At 48.2% G+C, this 18683-nt stretch carries 15 protein-coding genes; 7 read left to right on the top strand and 8 right to left on the bottom strand.

Annotation, left to right across the window (positions count from 1 at the left end):
* Positions 1–50: 50 nt before the first annotated feature.
* From OIM59_RS04095 to mutY, 5 genes are read right to left on the bottom strand one after another with little or no spacing between them, the layout of a single operon-like run.
* Entirely contained in the window at positions 51–3050 is a 3000-nt protein-coding gene (locus OIM59_RS04095; protein ID WP_299172725.1) for an AsmA-like C-terminal region-containing protein, read from the bottom strand.
* A gap of 9 nt (positions 3051–3059) precedes the next feature.
* Positions 3060–3731 (bottom strand): 4'-phosphopantetheinyl transferase family protein, encoded by a 672-nt coding sequence (locus OIM59_RS04090; RefSeq protein ID WP_299172722.1) that lies wholly within the window; start codon positions 3729–3731, stop codon positions 3060–3062.
* Positions 3732–3733: 2 nt separating this feature from the next.
* Entirely contained in the window at positions 3734–5098 is a 1365-nt protein-coding gene (gene gldE / locus OIM59_RS04085; protein WP_303895229.1) for a gliding motility-associated protein GldE, read from the bottom strand.
* 43 nt (positions 5099–5141) lie between these two features.
* Entirely contained in the window at positions 5142–5573 is a 432-nt protein-coding gene (locus OIM59_RS04080; RefSeq protein ID WP_299172716.1) for a single-stranded DNA-binding protein, read from the bottom strand.
* A complete protein-coding gene (gene mutY, locus OIM59_RS04075; protein ID WP_299172713.1) occupies positions 5560–6642 on the bottom strand; it encodes an A/G-specific adenine glycosylase in 1083 nt (360 codons plus the stop codon). Before mutY ends, OIM59_RS04080 begins: the two co-directional genes overlap by 14 nt.
* 206 nt (positions 6643–6848) lie before the next feature.
* On the opposite strand from mutY, the gene OIM59_RS04070 reads away from it, so the two are divergent.
* Both OIM59_RS04070 and OIM59_RS04065 read left to right on the top strand, forming a co-directional pair.
* Positions 6849–7124, top strand: coding sequence for an HU family DNA-binding protein (locus OIM59_RS04070; RefSeq protein WP_007563675.1), 276 nt, complete (start codon positions 6849–6851; stop codon positions 7122–7124).
* A 243-nt stretch (positions 7125–7367) separates the two neighbouring features.
* Entirely contained in the window at positions 7368–8942 is a 1575-nt protein-coding gene (locus OIM59_RS04065) for an Rne/Rng family ribonuclease (protein WP_022352996.1), read from the top strand.
* 151 nt (positions 8943–9093) lie between these two features.
* Here the strand turns inward: OIM59_RS04065 and OIM59_RS04060 are convergent, their stop codons facing one another.
* Positions 9094–10605: an IS1182 family transposase gene (locus OIM59_RS04060; RefSeq protein WP_303895222.1), complete on the bottom strand. Its 1512-nt coding sequence runs from the start codon at positions 10603–10605 to the stop codon at positions 9094–9096.
* A 441-nt stretch (positions 10606–11046) separates the two neighbouring features.
* On the opposite strand from OIM59_RS04060, the gene OIM59_RS04055 reads away from it, so the two are divergent.
* The 5 genes from OIM59_RS04055 to OIM59_RS04035 all read left to right on the top strand — a co-directional run bounded on the left by OIM59_RS04055 (position 11047) and on the right by OIM59_RS04035 (position 15769).
* The gene (locus tag OIM59_RS04055) at positions 11047–12645 is read left to right on the top strand and encodes a dipeptidase (RefSeq protein WP_303895219.1); all 1599 of its coding nucleotides are present in this window, start codon (positions 11047–11049) and stop codon (positions 12643–12645) included.
* Positions 12646–12676: 31 nt separating this feature from the next.
* Positions 12677–13864 (top strand): aminopeptidase C, encoded by a 1188-nt coding sequence (locus OIM59_RS04050; protein WP_303895217.1) that lies wholly within the window; start codon positions 12677–12679, stop codon positions 13862–13864.
* Positions 13865–13942: 78 nt separating this feature from the next.
* Entirely contained in the window at positions 13943–14371 is a 429-nt protein-coding gene (locus OIM59_RS04045; protein ID WP_299172700.1) for a Fur family transcriptional regulator, read from the top strand.
* 551 nt (positions 14372–14922) lie between these two features.
* The gene (locus OIM59_RS04040; RefSeq protein ID WP_072542054.1) at positions 14923–15078 is read left to right on the top strand and encodes a YqaE/Pmp3 family membrane protein; all 156 of its coding nucleotides are present in this window, start codon (positions 14923–14925) and stop codon (positions 15076–15078) included.
* Positions 15079–15109: 31 nt separating this feature from the next.
* A complete protein-coding gene (locus tag OIM59_RS04035; RefSeq protein WP_299172696.1) occupies positions 15110–15769 on the top strand; it encodes a carbohydrate-binding family 9-like protein in 660 nt (219 codons plus the stop codon).
* Between the two features lie 73 nt (positions 15770–15842).
* Here the strand turns inward: OIM59_RS04035 and OIM59_RS04030 are convergent, their stop codons facing one another.
* Complete coding sequence (locus OIM59_RS04030) at positions 15843–17069, bottom strand: MFS transporter (RefSeq protein ID WP_299172693.1); 1227 nt, start codon at positions 17067–17069, stop codon at positions 15843–15845.
* A 244-nt stretch (positions 17070–17313) separates the two neighbouring features.
* Positions 17314–18681 (bottom strand): efflux transporter outer membrane subunit, encoded by a 1368-nt coding sequence (locus OIM59_RS04025; protein WP_299172690.1) that lies wholly within the window; start codon positions 18679–18681, stop codon positions 17314–17316.
* Between the last annotated feature and the right edge of the window lie 2 nt (positions 18682–18683).

Below are 18683 nucleotides of genomic sequence, written 5' to 3'. Positions count from 1 at the left end.
AGTTCGCAAATATACAATTATTCAGATAAATATGCAAAATAGAGATTCATTTACTCCGCTCCATTCGGAAGCCTTCCACGATAGGCCCGGTTCATAACCCGTTCAAAACTATGAATGATTTCCTGTCCCATGTTGACACGGGTACTGTCGACCTTCCGAATGGCCACAGGTGTCACTGCATCTTTATACTTCGCCTTCCCGATACGTATTTTCATCTTGTCCAGATTTCCGGTAATATTGACACCGGCCTTGAAAGGCAAAGGAGATTTCAACACGGAAATATGATAATTGAAATTCATGTCCAACCCCTGCGTACCTCCTACAGCCGCTTTATAACGGTCTATCTGAAGCAGGAAAGGATACACCGTCACATTTCCATCCTTCACGGTCAGGTTCACCGAAATACTGTCGAACACATTCCGTTTCTTATTCTTGAACATCAACGTCTTGGATATTTCTGCAAAGGTTTCTCCATCCATCAGCACCAGACTGTCTCCCTTGATATGAATGGCTGCTTTTAACGTCGGAATCTTCACGTTCAGATTAGAATCGAGTACCGCTTCGGCAGCCGCATCAAAATCGACCATTCCCTTGAACGAACGCAACATCGGCACAATGGTATCAAGGGAAGGAATGAAATCTACCAGCTTTCCGATATTTACCTGCCTCAACCGGAAATCAAAACCGGCATAGCCGCGCGTCTTCTTACGGGCACGATAAACCAATGTGGTCTCCACATCCGCCTCCAGACCGCGCATGGTCAGCTTCTTCAGATAGACCGCCTGATTACGGATATCCACTTCTCCCTTCACATGCTCAAAGACCATATTGCCGTAGGTCACCTTGTTCAAGTTGGTTTTCAGCTCGAAATCTATCTTCGGCGGAATGACAAACAACTGCAAAGGTTCGGAACTTGACACCGTATCGGTTTCTGCCTGAAGCGTATCCTGTGGGAAATTCAACGCATTGATGAGCTGGTTACAATCCAGGTTGCGGGACGAAATCTCAAGATTGGCTTTCAAGAGCTTACCCTTCTTCATGGCTGCATACAACCCATATACCGCCCCACTGGCCGTCAGATTGGAACGTCCGATACGCAAACTGGCATTCCTCAAGGTAATATTCCGGTCGCCTACGGTGACCGCAGTCTTACGCATCCTGATGGGCAAAGCCAGTTCCGGCGTCCGCAACGTCAGCCGGTTAAAACCGATAATTCCTTTCGGCAGCCAGAGCGAGTCACGGATTTTCTCGGCAGTCAAGTTAAAACCGCCTTTATCCATTCCCATCTTCATCTGCCCCATCCGGCAGAAAAGCGTATCCGTCTCCAGGGCGAGCTTCACATTCGGCATGGCGGGATTCCGTTTACCCGGCTGCAAATGCAGTGAAGCCTTCGCTTTTTTCGTAAACACCTTCAATGAATCGCCCATTCCTCCTTTCAGACGGCTCATCTGCAACTTACATTCCACGTCAATCAGCCGAGTGGTATCCTGAGGATTCGTTGATTTTACGGTCGCATTCAATTCGTCCAGTTCGGCAGATAAGGAAGAAGCCCGCAGCACGGCCTTCTGAATCGTCACCTTTGCGGCCAGATTATCTTCTCCAATGAAGCGCAAATCGGCATTGCTGGAGAACTCAAAATTCTTTGTCGTATCGCGCACATACATGTCCTGCATATCCAGTTTACCTTTCAGACGCACCCGTCCCCAGTCTTGTTTCTGAATAGACGAAAGACGGCACCGCAACCGGAAATCAGCTCCTACACGTCCACCGATAGACACTCCTTCCTGCAAAGGGAATGTCTTGGCCAATGCAGTCAGGTCAATTTCCGAACGCGTGTGAAATGTGATGTCAGGGTCACCCAGCAAATCCTCCACCTTTCCATCGGCCAAGATGTCCGTATGGGCCCCCTTGAACTGAAAAATCTTCAGCTGGGCATACGATGGTTTCTGACGCATCAAATCAACATAGCCGTTGAATTCCGCCGTAAGCTCATCCACCCCATAAGGCAAACCGGCATATTGGGCGGAAGCTTTGTTGATATTCACTTTCAACGTGGCCTCCGGCATGTGTTCTTTGCCATAAAGTCCCTTCAAGGTTCCTTCCAGTATCACTTCTCCATTGGCTGTCAGTTCCTGCCGCTTCAACACACTTTCCGGGACCATATTCAGAACCGTCTCCAAAGAAGGAGCATGCAGTTTGTAACCTAAATCTACCCGGGCAGGTCCGCCGACACTATCCCGTCCGAGTGTTCCCGACAAGTCAAGCGCCACTCCGTTCAACGTCAATCCGGTATCTTTAAAGGTCAGTTTCCGGGACGTACGGTCCAGTTGCATATCCGCATTCAGCCCCACGGCCAGATGATTGACCAGCAGTTGGCCATCCTGCCAAAAAAGCAGATTCTCGTTGTCATAATTTAAAGTCAGGGCCGAATAGTCCTTCTTCAAGGAAGCTTTCAAAGTCAGGTTCAGATTCTGCACCCGGGTATAAACCCTGGTGTTGCGGTCGTCAAACGTCACATTAGACCGTTTCAGTGAGACACGATTGATATCTATTTCCTGGATGGTCGTATCCCTTTGCGACACCGTATCCTCCTCCAGCTGGTCGGACATACTCTTCACGATATCCCAGTTGCTTTTTCCTTCCTTGTTCGTGAAAGCATATACCGTGGCATCCTCCAAACCCAAGTAACGCAGACTGATTTTGTGTTTCCATAAATAATCTACAGGATTCACCACTACCACACATTTCTTGAAAGAAAGCAGGGAATCAGTTTTCTGCCATAACGTATCGTTGATGGCTTTGGATACCAAAACCCCGTCAGTGACCTTCAGCCCGAACCGCGGGAAAGTAGAGAAAAATGTCAGCTCCACCTTTTCCATCTGCAAATGGGCATTCAGCGTACGGTTAGCCACATTCAGCACTACCGGAGTCAACTTCTCCGGCGTAAAAATAAAATTCACCACAATTGCCACGGCTACCAAAAGAACAACCAATAACGTACTCAGTGATATAGCCGTCAACCGAATGGTTTTACGCAACTTCTTGTTCATCTTTTTTCCTTAAAAAACAAAATCTTCCTGTATTTGTTTTCCGTCATTGCCTACACAGTATGTACAGACAAACTCCGGATGTATCAAATAATGAATCATAAAATGTCGTTTTTCCTCCAAACGGAAAGATTCCCCTCTGAAAGAACCGGAAGAAGCCAACGGGAAAGGCACCACTTTCAAGTGTTCCAGAAAATCCACTTCGCAACAATCCATCACCTTGAACATGGTCTCCTTGGCAGACCAATGCAGCAGCAACTGGTATAATTCCTCCTGAGGCTCCATGCGTTCCCTACCCGGCATCTCATCTTCCCGGACAAAACGAGGCGCCACTTTCCGTACCCTTTCCCCATACATCTCGATATCAATTCCAGGAGAAGCAATCGCATGCAAACCTACCGCCACGTAATTTTTCGTATGGGAGATGGATATGCGACAAGACTCATTCCACAGAAAAGGTTTTCCTGAAGGTTCATGCCCAATCCGAACCTCCCTTCCCCACATGGCTTTCAGCAACACCCGGACTGCCAGGTATTCCAGCTTCCGTGAAGGAGCCTTCAACGCCTCCAGTTCCTGAGAAACCGTCGCATCCGACAGGCAAGCCCGAAGCTCCTCCGGTGTTTCCGTCACATGCCAGATTCCCCACTGCCCGTTATCTTCGTTCCATATTTTCAGAAGCGGCATAGTTATTTTTTCTCCTTGTCGGCTTTTTCCTCCTCTGGCGCAGAAGGCAATATGGTTACTTTAACTTTCAGGATACGCCGTGAATTCATTTCCAGGATTTCAAAACGGTAATTCATGTAATTGATAATTTCATGCAATGCCGGAAATTCACCTTTCAGTTCCAGCAGCAGTCCCGCCAGTGAATCGGCATCCCCTGAAACCTTATCGAACACATCCTCACTGTCCTTGATAATCTTATAGAAGTCGGAAAGCAAAGTCTTTCCTTCAAACACATAGACATTCTCCGTCAGTTTCACATAGGAATGTTCCTCCTCATCATACTCATCGTTGATTTCTCCCACAATCTCCTCGATAATGTCCTCCATGGTGACAATACCCGAAGTACCGCCAAACTCATCCACTACCACTGCAATATGAATCTTGTTGGCCTGAAAATCACGCAACAAATCACCTATCATCTTATTTTCTGGAACGAACAAGGCCGGACGAATCAGGTTCTGCCACTTGAAATCATCCCCTCTGTCCAGATAAGGAAGCAAATCCTTGATATACAAAATACCTTTGATGCAGTCGCGCGTTTCCTCATACACCGGAATACGTGAATACCCATTTTCATTGATACACTTCAATACTTCCGGAAAAGAAGATTCAATGTCCAAATCCACAATATCCAAGCGGGAAGTCATCACCTCCTTGGCCGTTTCTTCTCCAAAACGGATGATACCTTCCAACATATTACTTTCTTCCGAGGTGTCCTGAATATCGGTCAGTTCCAAAGCCTGGGAAAGCTCATTCACCGACAAGTTCCGTGATTTCTTCTGAGAAAAACGATTGATAAAGAAAGAAGAGCGGACCAGCAGGGAAGAAACCGGCCAAAACACCGTCCGCAGCACCGCAATGACCGGCGCCGCCTTCCGGGCAAAAGGCAGGGTATGCTGGGCCGAATAAATTTTAGGCATAATCTCCCCAAACAACAGCAGCAGAAACGTCAGCACTACTGTGACAATCAAAAACTCCAGAATCTTTGCCTGACCAAAATCTATCACGCTGGCAAACACATAGTTCAACAACATGATAATCGTCACATTGACAAAATTATTCGAAATCAGAATTGTCGCCAGCAAACGTTCCGAATCATCCAGCAGACTCTTGATTTTGGCGTCAGAAGGATGATTTTCCTCTTCTATTTCGTTCAAATCGGAAGGGGAAAGCGAAAAAAAAGCGATTTCAGAAGCTGAAACAAAGCCCGATACATACAGCAGCACAAGGGCCAGAGATAAAGCAAAAGCTGCCCCTAATGAAAGGGGCATTACGGTAATTCCGTCACATAGCTCCGACAAGCGGAGCAAATACGAGTCAGGATCCATCCTATAATCTTCCTATTTTTAATTTTAATGAGACCGACTGAAATCAGAACGGCAAATCATCCGAAGGGTTACTTTCCGGCTGAGCGGAAGCCGTAGCCGCAGCAGTCGCCTGGGGCTGCACCGGAGCAGCAGACTGCACACTACGCGGAGTAAGCATCTCCATATTGTCGCCGAAAATTTCCGTCACATAACGTTTCACACCGTTCTGGTCATCGTAAGAACGAGAACGGATTTTCCCTTCAATATATAACTTATCTCCTTTGTGTACATATTTTTCGGCAGTTTCTGCCAGCCCGCGCCACAGCACGATGTTATGCCATTCCGTACGCTCCGGCACCTGGGTGCCATTGGCCAGCGTATAAGCACGGTCTGTGGTAGCCAACGGGAAGGTAGCTACGGCCACACCACTGTCCAAATATCTCACTTCGGGATCTTTTCCCACATTTCCAATCAATTGTACTTTATTCAATGACATGATTCTGTTTTTTATGATTTGGTTTCAAAAGTAACGAAAAAAAACGAGATATCAAGCGCGATACCGGGAAATTATGAAAATCGTCAATTTGAATCCGCTGGAAACCAGGGAGTGTCACATTCTCGCCCTCCAACACCACTTCATAGCACTTGGCATGAATCACCCGGTGCGACAACACATGCTTTACCTCGGGCGATACCATCCGGAAGGATATCATGCCACAACCGTCCAGCAGGTGATGAAATTCCGGAAGGGAAAGCATTTCCTCTTCTCCGACCTCATTCGCCGTCTCTATCAGCGGAAACTCATACAGATTTTGCCAGATGTCACCGGCAGCCCGTTTCTTAATATAAGTATATGCGCCTGCACGCACGTAAATATAAGAAAAATAACGGTCGAGTACCTTCGTTTTCCGCTCTTTTCGTGGCAATTTATCCACCAGGTTTTTCTGCAAGGCCACACAGCTGTCCGACAACGGACAGAACAGACACGAAGGCGAAGAAGGTACACACTGCAAGGCCCCGAAATCCATAATGGCCTGGTTGTAAAGGGCGGGACGCGACTTATCCATCATCTCATCTGCCAGGGAAGCAAACAACTTCTTGCCAGCACCGGTATCAATCGGGGCTTCCACCCCCATCCACCGCGACAACACCCGATACACATTGCCGTCGACTACCGAATATGGCAAATCGTATGCAAAGGAACAAATAGCCGCAGCCGTATAATCGCCCACTCCCTTCAAAGCTCTCACCTCCTCATACGTCGTGGGGAAACAACCTTTTTCCGCAATCACCTTGGCTGCCGCATGCAGGTTGCGGGCACGGGAATAGTACCCCAATCCCTGCCAACACTTCATCACCTCGTCTTCGGAAGCATTGGCCAGTGTATTCACATCTGGAAAATGTGCCATGAAACGGCAATAATAATCATATCCCTGCACGACCCGTGTCTGCTGAAGAATGATTTCTGATATCCATATTTTATAAGGGTCTTTCGTTTCCCTCCAAGGCAAATCCCGCTTGTTTTCCTTGTACCAATCTATTATTTTATCTGCAAAAAAATTCATTTGGCGCATATTTGACCGCAAAAATAATACATTTACCGGACATACACAGACAAACCTCTCCATAGCGCCTTCAAAAAGGCATGAAAAGCCTCAAAAAGCATGACTTTTCAAAAAAATATTCTCGATATATTTCCAAAAGAAACAGAAAAGCTATATATTTGCAGTCCAAAAAATTAAGATAACGTATAACAATAATTATTAGCGAAATGACTAAAGCAGATATTGTAAACGAAATTGCCAAGAACACAGGAATTGACAAGGCAACAGTATTGGCAACCCTTGAGGCGTTCATGGGATCAGTAAAAGAATCTTTGTCGAAAGATGAAAATGTCTACCTCCGTGGTTTCGGTAGTTTCATTGTGAAAAAAAGAGCGCAGAAGACTGCTCGTAACATTTCTAAGAATACTACTATCATTATCCCGGAACACAATATTCCGGCATTCAAACCTGCAAAAACATTTACTCTATCAGTAAAAAAATAATTAACATTTAGTATTAACCCATAAAATTTTGAAGCTATGCCAAGCGGAAAGAAAAGAAAAAGACATAAAATGTCTACTCACAAACGTAAAAAAAGACTGAGAAAGAACAGACATAAAAGCAAAAAATAATTGTTAGTCTGTCCGACTTCAATAAAGAACAAACTTGCAAAGCTAAACAAAGTCTTTCAGGTTTGTTCTTTGTGTAATTAGCAACCTATTAAGAACAAAAAACCAAGCAAAAAAGTGACAAGCGAATTAGTAGTAGACGTACAGCCCAAAGAGATTTCTATCGCCCTTATGGAAGATAAGAACCTGGTAGAATTCCAAAAAGAAGAACGCAACCTTTCGTTCTCCGTCGGCAACATGTACGTAGGAAAAGTCCGGAAACTCATGCCCGGTCTCAACGCCTGTTTCGTTGATGTAGGCTTTGAGAAAGACGCTTTTCTTCACTATTTAGACTTGGGACCACAATTTCATTCTTACCAGAAATACCTCAAGCAAGTCATCAGTGACCGGAAAAAACTCTATCCCATGTCGAAAGCCTCCATGCTTCCCGACATTGACAAGGACGGAACAATCTCCAGCGTGCTCCAGCAGGGACAAGAGGTCATTGTGCAGATTGTCAAAGAGCCCATTTCCACAAAAGGGCCGCGCCTGACCTGCGAATTGTCGTTCGCCGGACGCTATCTGGTACTGATTCCTTTCAATGACAAGGTATCCGTCTCTCAAAAAATTAAATCCAGCGAGGAAAGAGCTCGCCTCAAACAGCTGCTCCAAAGCATCAAGCCCAAGAATTTCGGAGTAATCGTACGTACCGTGGCCGAAGGCAAGCGAGTGGCAGAACTGGATGCGGAACTGAAAGTCTTGCTGAAACATTGGGAAGAAACCATCACGAAGGTACAGAAGGCCACCAAACTGCCCTCATTGGTTTATGAGGAGACAAGCCGCACCGTAGCCATGCTGCGCGACTTGTTCAACCCGTCGTACGAGAACATTTACGTAAACGACGAAACCGTTTATAACGAAGTAAAAGATTATGTGGCGCTCATCGCCCCCGAACGGGCAGGCATCGTAAAGCGCTACACCGGCCAGCTTCCTATTTTCGATAATTTCGGCATCACCAAGCAAATCAAGTCCTCTTTCGGAAAGACCGTTTCCTACAAAAGCGGGGCTTACCTGATTATCGAACATACCGAAGCACTCCACGTGGTGGACGTAAACAGTGGAAACCGCTCCAAATCGACCAACGGACAAGAGGCAAACGCACTCGACGTGAATCTGGGCGCAGCCGATGAGTTGGCACGCCAGCTCCGGTTGAGAGATATGGGCGGAATCATTGTGGTGGACTTCATCGATATGAACCTGGCAGAAAACCGGCAGAAACTTTACGAACGCATGTGCCAGAACATGCAGAAAGACCGGGCCAAACACAACATCCTTCCTCTGAGCAAATTCGGACTGATGCAAATCACGCGCCAGCGGGTACGTCCGGCCATGGATGTCACCACCGATGAAGATTGCCCCGTATGTTTCGGAAAAGGGAAGATCAAACCTTCCATCCTGTTTACCGATACCTTGGAAAGTAAGATTGACTACTTGGTCAACAAGCTGAAAGTGAAGAAATTCACCTTGCATATCCATCCTTACGTAGCTGCCTATGTAAACCAGGGATTCATGTCCCTGAAACGTAAGTGGCAGATGAAATATGGATTCGGCATCAAAATCGTCCCGAACCAGAACCTGGCTTTTTTACAGTATAAATTCTTTGACGTACACAACCAGGAAATGGACATGAAGGAAGAATTCGAAATTAAATAATCAGAAGAGGCCGTCTCAAAATAAACCTTGAGATGGCCTCTGTCGTTTCATATCAGATTGAAGTCGTTTGGATTTTTCCTCAAAAAGAAATTTACAAGTTTCCTTCTACAGATTTCATGGTTTCAAACCGTTTCGTTCAGTCAGAAGCCTCCTAAGAGGCTACTTTTGCAAGATTATGCGCTATGGCCAGCAGGCCAAACTCAATTCCCACCTTTTTCAGCCCACGGAGATGGAACCTCTTGAAGTGCTTGTTGTTCTTGAGGTTTCCAAATACGGCTTCCACATCCTGTGGCCGCTGGCTCCGGTATTTAAGACCTTCCGCAGAGAGGAGTTTCTTACGTTCCCTTTCCTTGATTTTTCTCAGCCGATGATTCACTTGCACAATCCTTTCCGACCGGCTTCTGTGACACCGGCATCTTAACGGGCAGCCCTTGCAGTTCCGTGCCCTGTACCTTGAGATGGTCTGTACAAAACCGTTGTCTGTCGTCCGCTTTACATCGGAGAGTCTTTCCATCCTCTGTCCCATCGGACAGTACATGCCGTCGGTTTCTTCATTATAATAGAAGTTGGCAGACAGGAACGGGTCATTCCTGAAGCTCCTTTTCTGTTCCTTGTGGAAATAGTTGTACTTTATGAAGGTTTCGATGCCGTGCCTGAAGGCGTACAGGTAGTTCTCCTCACTTCCGTACCCGGCGTCACAGACGGACACGTCAGGATATCTGCCGTACAGGGAATGGAAGTCTTCCATGTGCAGGGGATAGGTGGAGGTGTCACCGGCACACTGGTGGAGGGTATAGTTCAGGATGAACTGTCCGTTGGTACTGACCTGCGGGTTGTATCCGGGCTTGAGCTGCCCGTTCCTCATGTGGTCCTCCTTCATCCGCATGAACGTGGCGTCGGGGTCTGTCTTGGAGTAGCTGTTGCGCCCGTCGAGAATCTTTCCCTGGGATTCGTATTTCTTCAGCTGTTCGGGCCATGCCTTCCTCACGCGCCGGACCTTGGCCTTCACTTTCCGGTCCGCATCCGTTCCCTCCAGAGCTTCATGTATCTGTTCCAGCGCCCTTTCCACCTTCTCGGGGGTGATGTCCTGGTAAGTGACGGGAGCGGAGTCGCGCAGCTCCTGCTTGGTGACGGACTCGGCGTACCGCCATATCTCCTCAAGCTGTTCCGCAATTCTGGAGATGCGGGTGTGGATGGACTTGCCCCAGACGAACGTATAACGGTTGGCGTTCGCCTCCATCTTCGTCCCGTCGGTGCAGGCCACGTCCAGACTTACAAAGCCCTCCGCCACGAGGAACTTCACGATGGTGGCGAAGACGGTCTTGAGTACATCCTTCAGCCGGCTGCTGCGAAAACGGTTGATGGTGTTGTGGTCAGGCGTCCTGGTACCGGTCAGCCACATGAAGCGGATGTCATTGCGGCAGAACTCCTCAATGCGGCGGCTGGAATAGATATTGCGCAGATAGGCATATACCAGAATCTGCAGCATCATGCGGGGATGGTAGGCCGGACAGCCTTTGACGGAGTACTTGCGGTAAAGTTCTTCCAGGCTGATCTGTTCAATGATACGGTGAACAACCCGGACCGGATCGTTCTGGGGAATAAAATCGCCTAAACACGGAGGTAAAAGCAGATTATCGTTGGAGGTATAGTTTTTAAACATTATCTTTGGGATATATTGCTTGATTCCCTAAGATACGAAAAATTAGGGAGACGGGCAAGTCCTGACTGAGCGAAGTTTGGGCTTGCCCGATTTTTTTTGCAGACACAAAAAAGGCCATCTCAAATTATATTTCATTTTGAGACGGCCTCTTTTTTGTATCCTTACCTTTCTTTATCCAGAAACTCCAACACGAAATTACCTCGTCACGTCCGTGCGAGGACCTCGTCACAAACGTGATGAGAGGTCGACACGAACGTGACGAGGTCTCGACTCGTTCGTGATGAGATAATTTTATGCCTGTGCTGTACATTCTTTTCTAAGTCGCCAAGAAGAAAACACAGGGAGACCTATCATTCTTCAACCATTTTACGAAGAATATCCTTATCCCTTTTTCTCCTTTTTTACTATCTTTGCAAACAAATATCATTTTAATACGAAAACATGAAAATAAGTAACATTTTATTCTTTATTGGGGTTACCTTTTCCCAGCTTGCTTTCGCACAGCAAACCTTACCGCGCGATCCGGATTGCTGCACGAGTATCATGGTGGGAAAACTGGCCTCAACCGACGGTTCGGTCATGACGAGCCACACTTGCGACAGCTGGTACCGTACGTGGGTGAACATTGTACCAGCGGCAGATTTTGCCAACGACACGGTAATGAACATTTACGACGGACGCATGCACACGGAATCGATCAACGACCAGACCAACCTGACCGTAAAAGGCCAGATTCCGCAGGCCAAACATACCTACGCATTTCTGGATACGGCCTATCCGTGTCTGAACGAGAAACAGCTGGCCATGGGGGAAACCACCATCAGCGGACGGGATACCCTGAGAAACCCTAAAGGGATGTTCATGATTGAAGAGCTGGCCCGCGTGGCATTGCAACGCTGCACCACGGCCCGCGAGGCCATTCAGCTCATGGGCAAGCTGGTAAAGGAATACGGCTATGGTGATTCGGGAGAATGTCTGACCATTGCCGACCCGAAGGAAGTGTGGCACTTTGAAATCTTCGGCGAAGGTCCCGACCAGGTTGGCGGTGTATGGGCTGCCGTCCGTATTCCTGACGACGAGGTCGGAGTTTCGGCCAACATTTCCCGCATCAGTACACTTAACCTGAAAGATACAGACAATTACATGGCCTCGGAAAACGTGTTCAGTGTGGCCAAGAAACTCAAACTGTGGGACGGAAAGGAACCGTTCAAGTTCTGGAAAGCTTACGGAGGCCCGAACTACTTCGGCAAGATGCAGGCATTCAGCATCCGGGAATTCTTTATCCTAAGCACACTGGCCCCATCGCTCAAGCTCAGCATGGACGATGAAGAACTGCCCCTGAGCGTGAAGCCGGAAAAGAAAATCAGCAATGCCGACGTAATGGCCTACCTGCGACAGACGTATGAAGGCACAGAATGGAGCATGACTAAAAACCTGAAAGTGGCTGTCAAGGACCGGAAGACCGGAAAGACTGACACCATCACCAGCCCGCGTGCCAACCCGTGGATGCGTGCCGATGAGGTCCAGCTGTACAATGCCCTCCAGAAGGGAAGTGTCACAGCCAACCGGAACGTGGCTGTTCCGCAATGTGCCTATTCCACCGTCATACAGTTGCGCAGCTGGCTTCCGGATGCCGTGGGAGGTGTCTGCTGGTTTGCCATGGACAACCCCGGACAGAGTCCGCGCGTGCCCATCTTCTGCGGCACGACCGACCTGCCCGCCATGTTCAAAATTTGCGGCAACCACCGCTACCGTCTGGATGCGGCCCTGTGGCACTACCGTCAGGCCAACAAGCTGGCTACCGTGAGATGGGGAAACGCCCGGAAAATCATGGAAAAGAACCAGATGCACTTTGAACGGAAAGGACTGGAAGAACTGCCGATGGTGGAACAGCGTTATGCGGAACTGGTCAAGAACCAGGGAGAAGACGCCGCCAAGGCCTATCTGACTGATTACACAAAGGATTTCATCGGAGCCACCCTGCTCCGATGGGACGAAATGACTGCCAAATACTGGAACGATTACCGTTTCGGATTCTAACTCATCTAATTCGCTGGAAACGTATAAAAATATGAAAACAATTACATTTATCTCTGCCCTATTGCTCGCCTCGGCCACTCTTCAGGCACAGCCTAAAGCCGAAGGCTACCAATTTACTACCGTCGTCAACCAGAAAGTGACTCCGGTCAAGAACCAGGCAGCCACAGGCACCTGCTGGTGCTTTGCCACCACTTCGTTCATTGAAGCCGAACTCCTCCGCCAAGGAAAAGGCGAATTCGACCTCTCGGAAATGTACATCGTCCGTCAGAAGTACATGAACCAGCTGAAAGACAATTACCTGCGTCATGGAAAAGGCAATATCGGTCAGGGGAGCATCTCACCCAGCTGGTTTACAGCTTTCACTCAAGTAGGTATCGTGCCGGAAGAAGTGTACAGCGGCATCAACTATCACTCTCCGACCCACAACCACAAGGAACTGGCCTCTTATATGGAAGTCATTGCCGACAAGGCTGTCCAGCTTCGCCAGCGCAGCCCTGAATACGAAAAACTGATTCAGAGCCTGTTCGACATCTACATGGGCGAACTGCCTGAGAAGTTCACCTACAAAGGCAAGGAATATACTCCGCAATCCTTTGCGCAGAGCCTGGGCATCCATCCGGAAGACTATGTCATGCTGACCAGCTTCACTCACCAGCCCTACTATCAGGCGTTTGAACTGGAGATTCCGGACAACTGGGAGCATGCCAAGATGTACAACCTGCCGCTCGACGAGATGATGCAGGCCGCCGACCATGCCCTGGAAAACGGATATACCGTCTGCTGGGACGGCGATGTCAGCGAAAAAGGATTCTCCTTCAAGCACGGAGTGGCCATCAATCCGGAGACAAGAAAGACCGAAGACCTGAAAGATACCGACTTTGCCCGCTGGCAAAGCATGGATGCAAAACAGAGACTCGATGAGGCCTTCAAGTTTGAATATCCGTGTCCGGAAGTGAAAGTGACACCCGCAATCCGTCAGAAAGGATACGAGACCTTTGTCACTACCGACGACCACCTGATACACCTCACCGGCATTGCCAAAGACCAGAACGGCACAAAATACTATATTACCAAGAATTCCTGGGGCACCGACCGGAACGATTTCGGAGGCTACCTGAACATGTCGGAAAGCTATGTGCGTGCCAAAACCATCTATATTCTTCTGCACAAGGACGCCTTGACCAAGGAACTGAAGAAAAAACTGCGACTGAATGAATAAAACCTGGCTGAAAAACAACCTGGTTGCCAAAATGGATGCTTATCTTTGCAGCAAGTCACAAGATAAGCATCCTTTTTTATGAAAACAGAAGACTATGCCACAATCCTGGAGACAGCCGGCATCCGCCCTACCTCCACCCGACTGCTCATCTATGAGGCCATTGCCTCCCAAACCGACACATTCAGCCTGGGCACGCTGGAAAAACAGCTCGACAGCATCGACAAATCGGTCATCTTCCGCACCCTCGTCCTTTTCCACGAGCATCATCTCATCCACAGCGTGGACGACGGAAGCGGTTCGCACAAATACTGCATCTGCCACAACCACGGCCAGTGCAACGAAGAAGAAGAGCACTGCCACTTCTACTGTGAGGTATGCCACAATACCTATTGCCTGAACCAGGACCTCATTCCGCACATCAATCTTCCCGAAGGATTCGTTGCCCGAAAAGTCAACTACATCGTGAAAGGAGTATGTGCCCGGTGTGCTGCCAAACATCGGAACTGACCGTTTTTTTGACCTACATCAATAAAACATACCTTTTCCTTATTTTTATGTTCTAAAGCATATATTCTATACAAAAAAGCCCTATCTTTGCAGCGTAATCAAGAACGGAAGTTCAGAGATTCACCTAGTAGAAAGATTGTTTTTTTAGATTATAAGATTGTTTTCAACCTCGTCGGGAGACGACGTTATTTTAAGATTAAATTGAAAGGTATTAAGGTTTAACTAAAAAAGAAAGGGTAACAACATGAAAACGATGAAAAATTTCATTCAGAAGATCTTCAAGGGAGATCCGATGGTTTGGGGTTACGTAATGCTCAGCTAATGAGCTAGTAACCCCTTTGCTGGCCAGGATGTCAGCTTAATGACTGAAAGTTGTAAAGTTTACTGCATATTCTATACCGGATTTCCGGTATACACCTCAAGATATCCTTCCGAAGTCCTCGGGAGGATATTTTTTATCTCCCTCGTTCTTCTCCGAATCTTTTCCAAATTCTTGCCAGTTCTAAATCTTTTCCCTAACTTTCCTGCAAATTTCTAAAACCAACACAGAAATGTCATTCATCAGAGTCATTCTCTCCATCATTTTTCCACCCCTTGCCGTCATCGACAAAGGCTGCGGATCGGTACTGATTGTCTTTATCCTCACATTGTGCGGATGGATTCCAGGAGTCATCGGTGCCCTTATTATACTGAACAAACAAAATTAAGTTTTTAATTCGATATCCTAAATCAAACATCATGAAAGAATTACATGTTCCCGAAATTACCGGACAGTCCCGCGTGACCGCCCAAGACATCCCGGCACTGCTCGATACGCATCAGGTAGAATTCCAACCGGTTTCCTGCGTGAACTGGAAAGATTTTCCTTACTGCCCGGAAGTCTCCTTCCGGATAGCCCACACTGGCGATTGCATCCTGCTGAACTATCGCGTAAAAGAAGAAAGTGTGCGGGCCACAGCCGCCGAAGATAACGGTAGAGTTTGGGAAGACTCCTGTTGCGAATTCTTCTGCCAGCTTCCGGAAGACCAGGAAGAAAACGTATATTATAACTTTGAATGCAACTGCGGAGGAACCCTCCTTATCGGTGGCGGACGACCGGGCGACAGGCCTCATGCCCCTCAAGACATTCTCCAGCAGGTAGACCGCTGGAGCTCACTCGGAAAAGTTCCGTTTGAAGAGCGTATGGGAGAATGTAGCTGGCAACTGGCTCTCTGCATCCCCAAGGAAGCGTTCTTCCGTCATCAGCTGAAAGGCTTCAAAGGACTGACTGCTTATGCCAACTTCTACAAATGCGGGGACTTGCAGCACACGCCTCACTTCCTGTCATGGAATCCCATTGACTTGCCGAAGCCTTGCTTCCACTGTCCGGAGTTCTTCGGCAAGATTATATTCGAATAATCCCCTTCACCTGATAAACACGCCAGCGGCCTGCCTTCAAACATAGAGTTTTGAAAGCAGGCCGCTAGCCGTATCACTTCCTCGCAATCCACACATATACATTTTTCTTTCCTTTAAACAGCCACAAGACACTCAGAGAAACAATCCAAGCCACGGCCAAAAGCACAAAAAGGAATTCCATGAAAGACCCCCACCCATAGTGAGACAGCACGATGCCGGAAAAAGAACCTACCAGACTGGAGCCTGCATAATAGAATAACCAGTAAATGCTGGTGGCACTGCTTTTCATCTGCCCGGCATGTACCGACACAATCCGGCTGGCCAGCGTATGGGTTCCGAAAAAAGCAAAAGTCATCAATCCCAGTCCCAGCACAATAGCCCAAAGCTGCATCCATAGCAACAAGGCCATCCCGACTCCCATCAGTCCCAACGTACCTTGCAACAGCATCTCCGGACTATACTTGTCCGAAAGACCTCCGGCCACGACCGAACCGATGATTCCTGCCACATACATGGTGAAAATCAGTGCCACCCAGTGATGTGGCAATGAAAAAGGAGGTGCCTCCAGCAAGAAAGACAGATAATTGTAGATACTCACAAAAATTCCCATCGAAAGAGCGGCGATGAGATACATCGAAAGAAATGTGCTCCGAGTCAAAAGAGAACGCATCTGACACAGTTTTTCCCGGAAAGAAACGGATACTGCGGAGAAATTTTTCCCGGCAGGAATCTTCCAGCAGAACAATCCGCCCAGCAGCAGGCTGACAATGCCGATAAGCCACACGGCCGACTGCCATCCGCCCCATCCAGACACCAACGTGGCAGCCACTCGCCCCGACATTCCGCCCAGTGTGTTCCCGCTCAGGTAGAGACTGATGGCCAGTCCAATCATGCTCTTGTCCACCTCTTCCGAAAGATAGGCCAACGCCACCGACGACACCCCGGCCAATACCATTCCCTTCAACAGATTCAGGACCAGCAGAAGGAAATAGCTGTCAGTAAAGGCAGACACGATGGTCAACAAGGAAGAAAGCAGCAACGAAGCTCCCATCAGACGTTCGCGCGAAACGGAATCAGCCTTAAACGCCATGACAATCAACCCCAACGCCATACCGGCAGTAGAGGCGGACACCGACAGACTGCTTTCCGCCGGACTGACACCAAAATTCCGGCACATTTCCGAAAGCATGGGTTGAAACAAATACAGCTGGGCAAAAACTGACAATCCGGACAAAAACATACAGTTACGTATCAGGCGAAACCGTGCGACCGCCTCACGTGAACGATTCATTTCTTTCATTTCCCTTTTCCTTTCATGATTATGAGAACAAAGGTAGGCGGTCGGCTCCAATCTCCATCTATCGGAAAAACTCTTTTTCCCGATAACATTCATCGATAAAAGCTATAAAAGAAAGAGCGAATGCCCTTGACTGTCTTCCCCGGTAAACATGAATGTGAAAATGAATATAAGCATGAGAGAGAGAATGAGAAAAACAAGTCAAGAGGCATTCGCCCGCCACACAATAGAAACTAAAAAAAGAGAACTAAATATGTTGTCCGCCACCCAGCGCCTGATACAAGTTGATGAGACTCTGTATCTCCTTGAAGCAGTTGGCTGTTTGCGACAGCTGTGCACTGAGTAACGTCTGATGAGCCGTCAGCACCTCCAGATAGGTCGTATTCCCATGCTCCATCAAGAGCGAAGTGCTGGTAAAAGCCTTTTCCAGTGCGGTTATCTGCTGCTCATAATTATCTTTTTTCCGCTTACTGGTCTGATAAGACACCAATGCATCGTTCACTTCCGTTCCGGCATCCAGCAGTTTCTGTCTGAAAGCCAGAAGTGCCTCCTCCTGCTGTGCCTTGGCAATGCGCCGACGGGCGATAAGCGTCCCCCTGTTGAACAGAGGTTCGGTCAATGAAGCCAAAGCGGAGGTTACAAACTTGCCGGGATTCGTAATCAGTCCCCCTACGGAATTGGTCCAACCCGCACTTCCACTCAGCGTAACCGCCGGATAAAAGGCAGCATTGGCCTGGTTGGTCACATAAAACGCCTGTTCCACATCGCGTTCCGCCACACGCACATCCGGGCGGTTCGAGAGAAGCTGAAGCGGTATGCCTACCGACAAATCCTTCGTGAAACTTTGTGCGGAAAGTTTTCCCCGGGCTATCCGGTGAGGAGTTTCCGCCAGCAACAAGGAAAGGCTGTTTTCCACCTGATTCACCTGCTCTTCCAAGTCAATTACCGAATTCTCCACCTCGTAATAAGTAGCCCGCATCTGCGAAACAGCCGCCTCATCCGCCTGTCCGGCATCCATCAAGGCCTGTGTGGAAGCCACTGTTTCCTTCCATGTCTCAGCCGTCCGCCGGGAAATCTCCAGCTGCTCATCCAGCATCAGTAAGGTGTAATACGTATTGGCGATATTGGCTATCAGACTGGAATATACCGCCTGCTTATAATCTTCACTTTGCAGATAAGCAGCTTTAGCCTGACGCTTGGCGTTCCTCAACTTGCCGAAAATATCCAGCTCCCAACTGGCAGTCACCGGCAGTGTATAGGTATGCGACGCCTTACTGCCTTCCACCGTATTGACCCCTCCTTGCGGAGACAAGGCAAACGATGGCAGAAAAGCCAGCTTGGCCGACAACAAAGAAGCCTTGGCCTCCTCTACCCGCAGACTGGCAGTCTGCACATCGGTGTTCTGCGCCAGTCCTTTTTCAATCAACGCTTGCAAATAAGGGTCGGAGAAGAAATCCTTCCAATGAATATTTCCGATGCTTACCGTATCGGAAACATTCACTTCCTCCCCATAGAGTTCCTCAGGGACTGAAGTCTGAGGCTCATAACTAGTATAGATTCCGCAACCGCTCAAGAGAAGCATTGCGCTGCATGCAATTATTTTTGACGTATTCATAG

The organism is Bacteroides mediterraneensis (assembly GCF_025993685.1).
In the GTDB taxonomy this organism is placed as follows: Bacteria; Bacteroidota; Bacteroidia; order Bacteroidales; family Bacteroidaceae; genus Phocaeicola; species Phocaeicola mediterraneensis_A.
Note: the sequence above shows the minus strand (reverse complement) of the source record. Positions and strands in the feature narration are given on the sequence as shown.

Bases quoted from the DNA above. Each gene is read 5' to 3' on its own strand.
- OIM59_RS04035 (WP_299172696.1), top strand. From the start codon at position 15,110: ATGAAAGAATTACATGTTCCCGAAATTACCGGACAGTCCCGCGTGACC.
- OIM59_RS04045 (WP_299172700.1), top strand. From the start codon at position 13,943: ATGAAAACAGAAGACTATGCCACAATCCTGGAGACAGCCGGCATCCGC.
- OIM59_RS04060 (WP_303895222.1), bottom strand. From the start codon at position 10,605: ATGTTTAAAAACTATACCTCCAACGATAATCTGCTTTTACCTCCGTGT.
- OIM59_RS04025 (WP_299172690.1), bottom strand. From the start codon at position 18,681: ATGAATACGTCAAAAATAATTGCATGCAGCGCAATGCTTCTCTTGAGC.
- OIM59_RS04040 (WP_072542054.1), top strand. From the start codon at position 14,923: ATGTCATTCATCAGAGTCATTCTCTCCATCATTTTTCCACCCCTTGCC.
- OIM59_RS04090 (WP_299172722.1), bottom strand. From the start codon at position 3,731: ATGCCGCTTCTGAAAATATGGAACGAAGATAACGGGCAGTGGGGAATC.
- OIM59_RS04080 (WP_299172716.1), bottom strand. From the start codon at position 5,573: ATGTCATTGAATAAAGTACAATTGATTGGAAATGTGGGAAAAGATCCC.
- OIM59_RS04095 (WP_299172725.1), bottom strand. From the start codon at position 3,050: ATGAACAAGAAGTTGCGTAAAACCATTCGGTTGACGGCTATATCACTG.
- OIM59_RS04050 (WP_303895217.1), top strand. From the start codon at position 12,677: ATGAAAACAATTACATTTATCTCTGCCCTATTGCTCGCCTCGGCCACT.
- gldE (WP_303895229.1), bottom strand. From the start codon at position 5,098: ATGGATCCTGACTCGTATTTGCTCCGCTTGTCGGAGCTATGTGACGGA.
- OIM59_RS04030 (WP_299172693.1), bottom strand. From the start codon at position 17,069: ATGAAAGAAATGAATCGTTCACGTGAGGCGGTCGCACGGTTTCGCCTG.
- mutY (WP_299172713.1), bottom strand. From the start codon at position 6,642: ATGAATTTTTTTGCAGATAAAATAATAGATTGGTACAAGGAAAACAAG.
- OIM59_RS04055 (WP_303895219.1), top strand. From the start codon at position 11,047: ATGAAAATAAGTAACATTTTATTCTTTATTGGGGTTACCTTTTCCCAG.
- OIM59_RS04070 (WP_007563675.1), top strand. From the start codon at position 6,849: ATGACTAAAGCAGATATTGTAAACGAAATTGCCAAGAACACAGGAATT.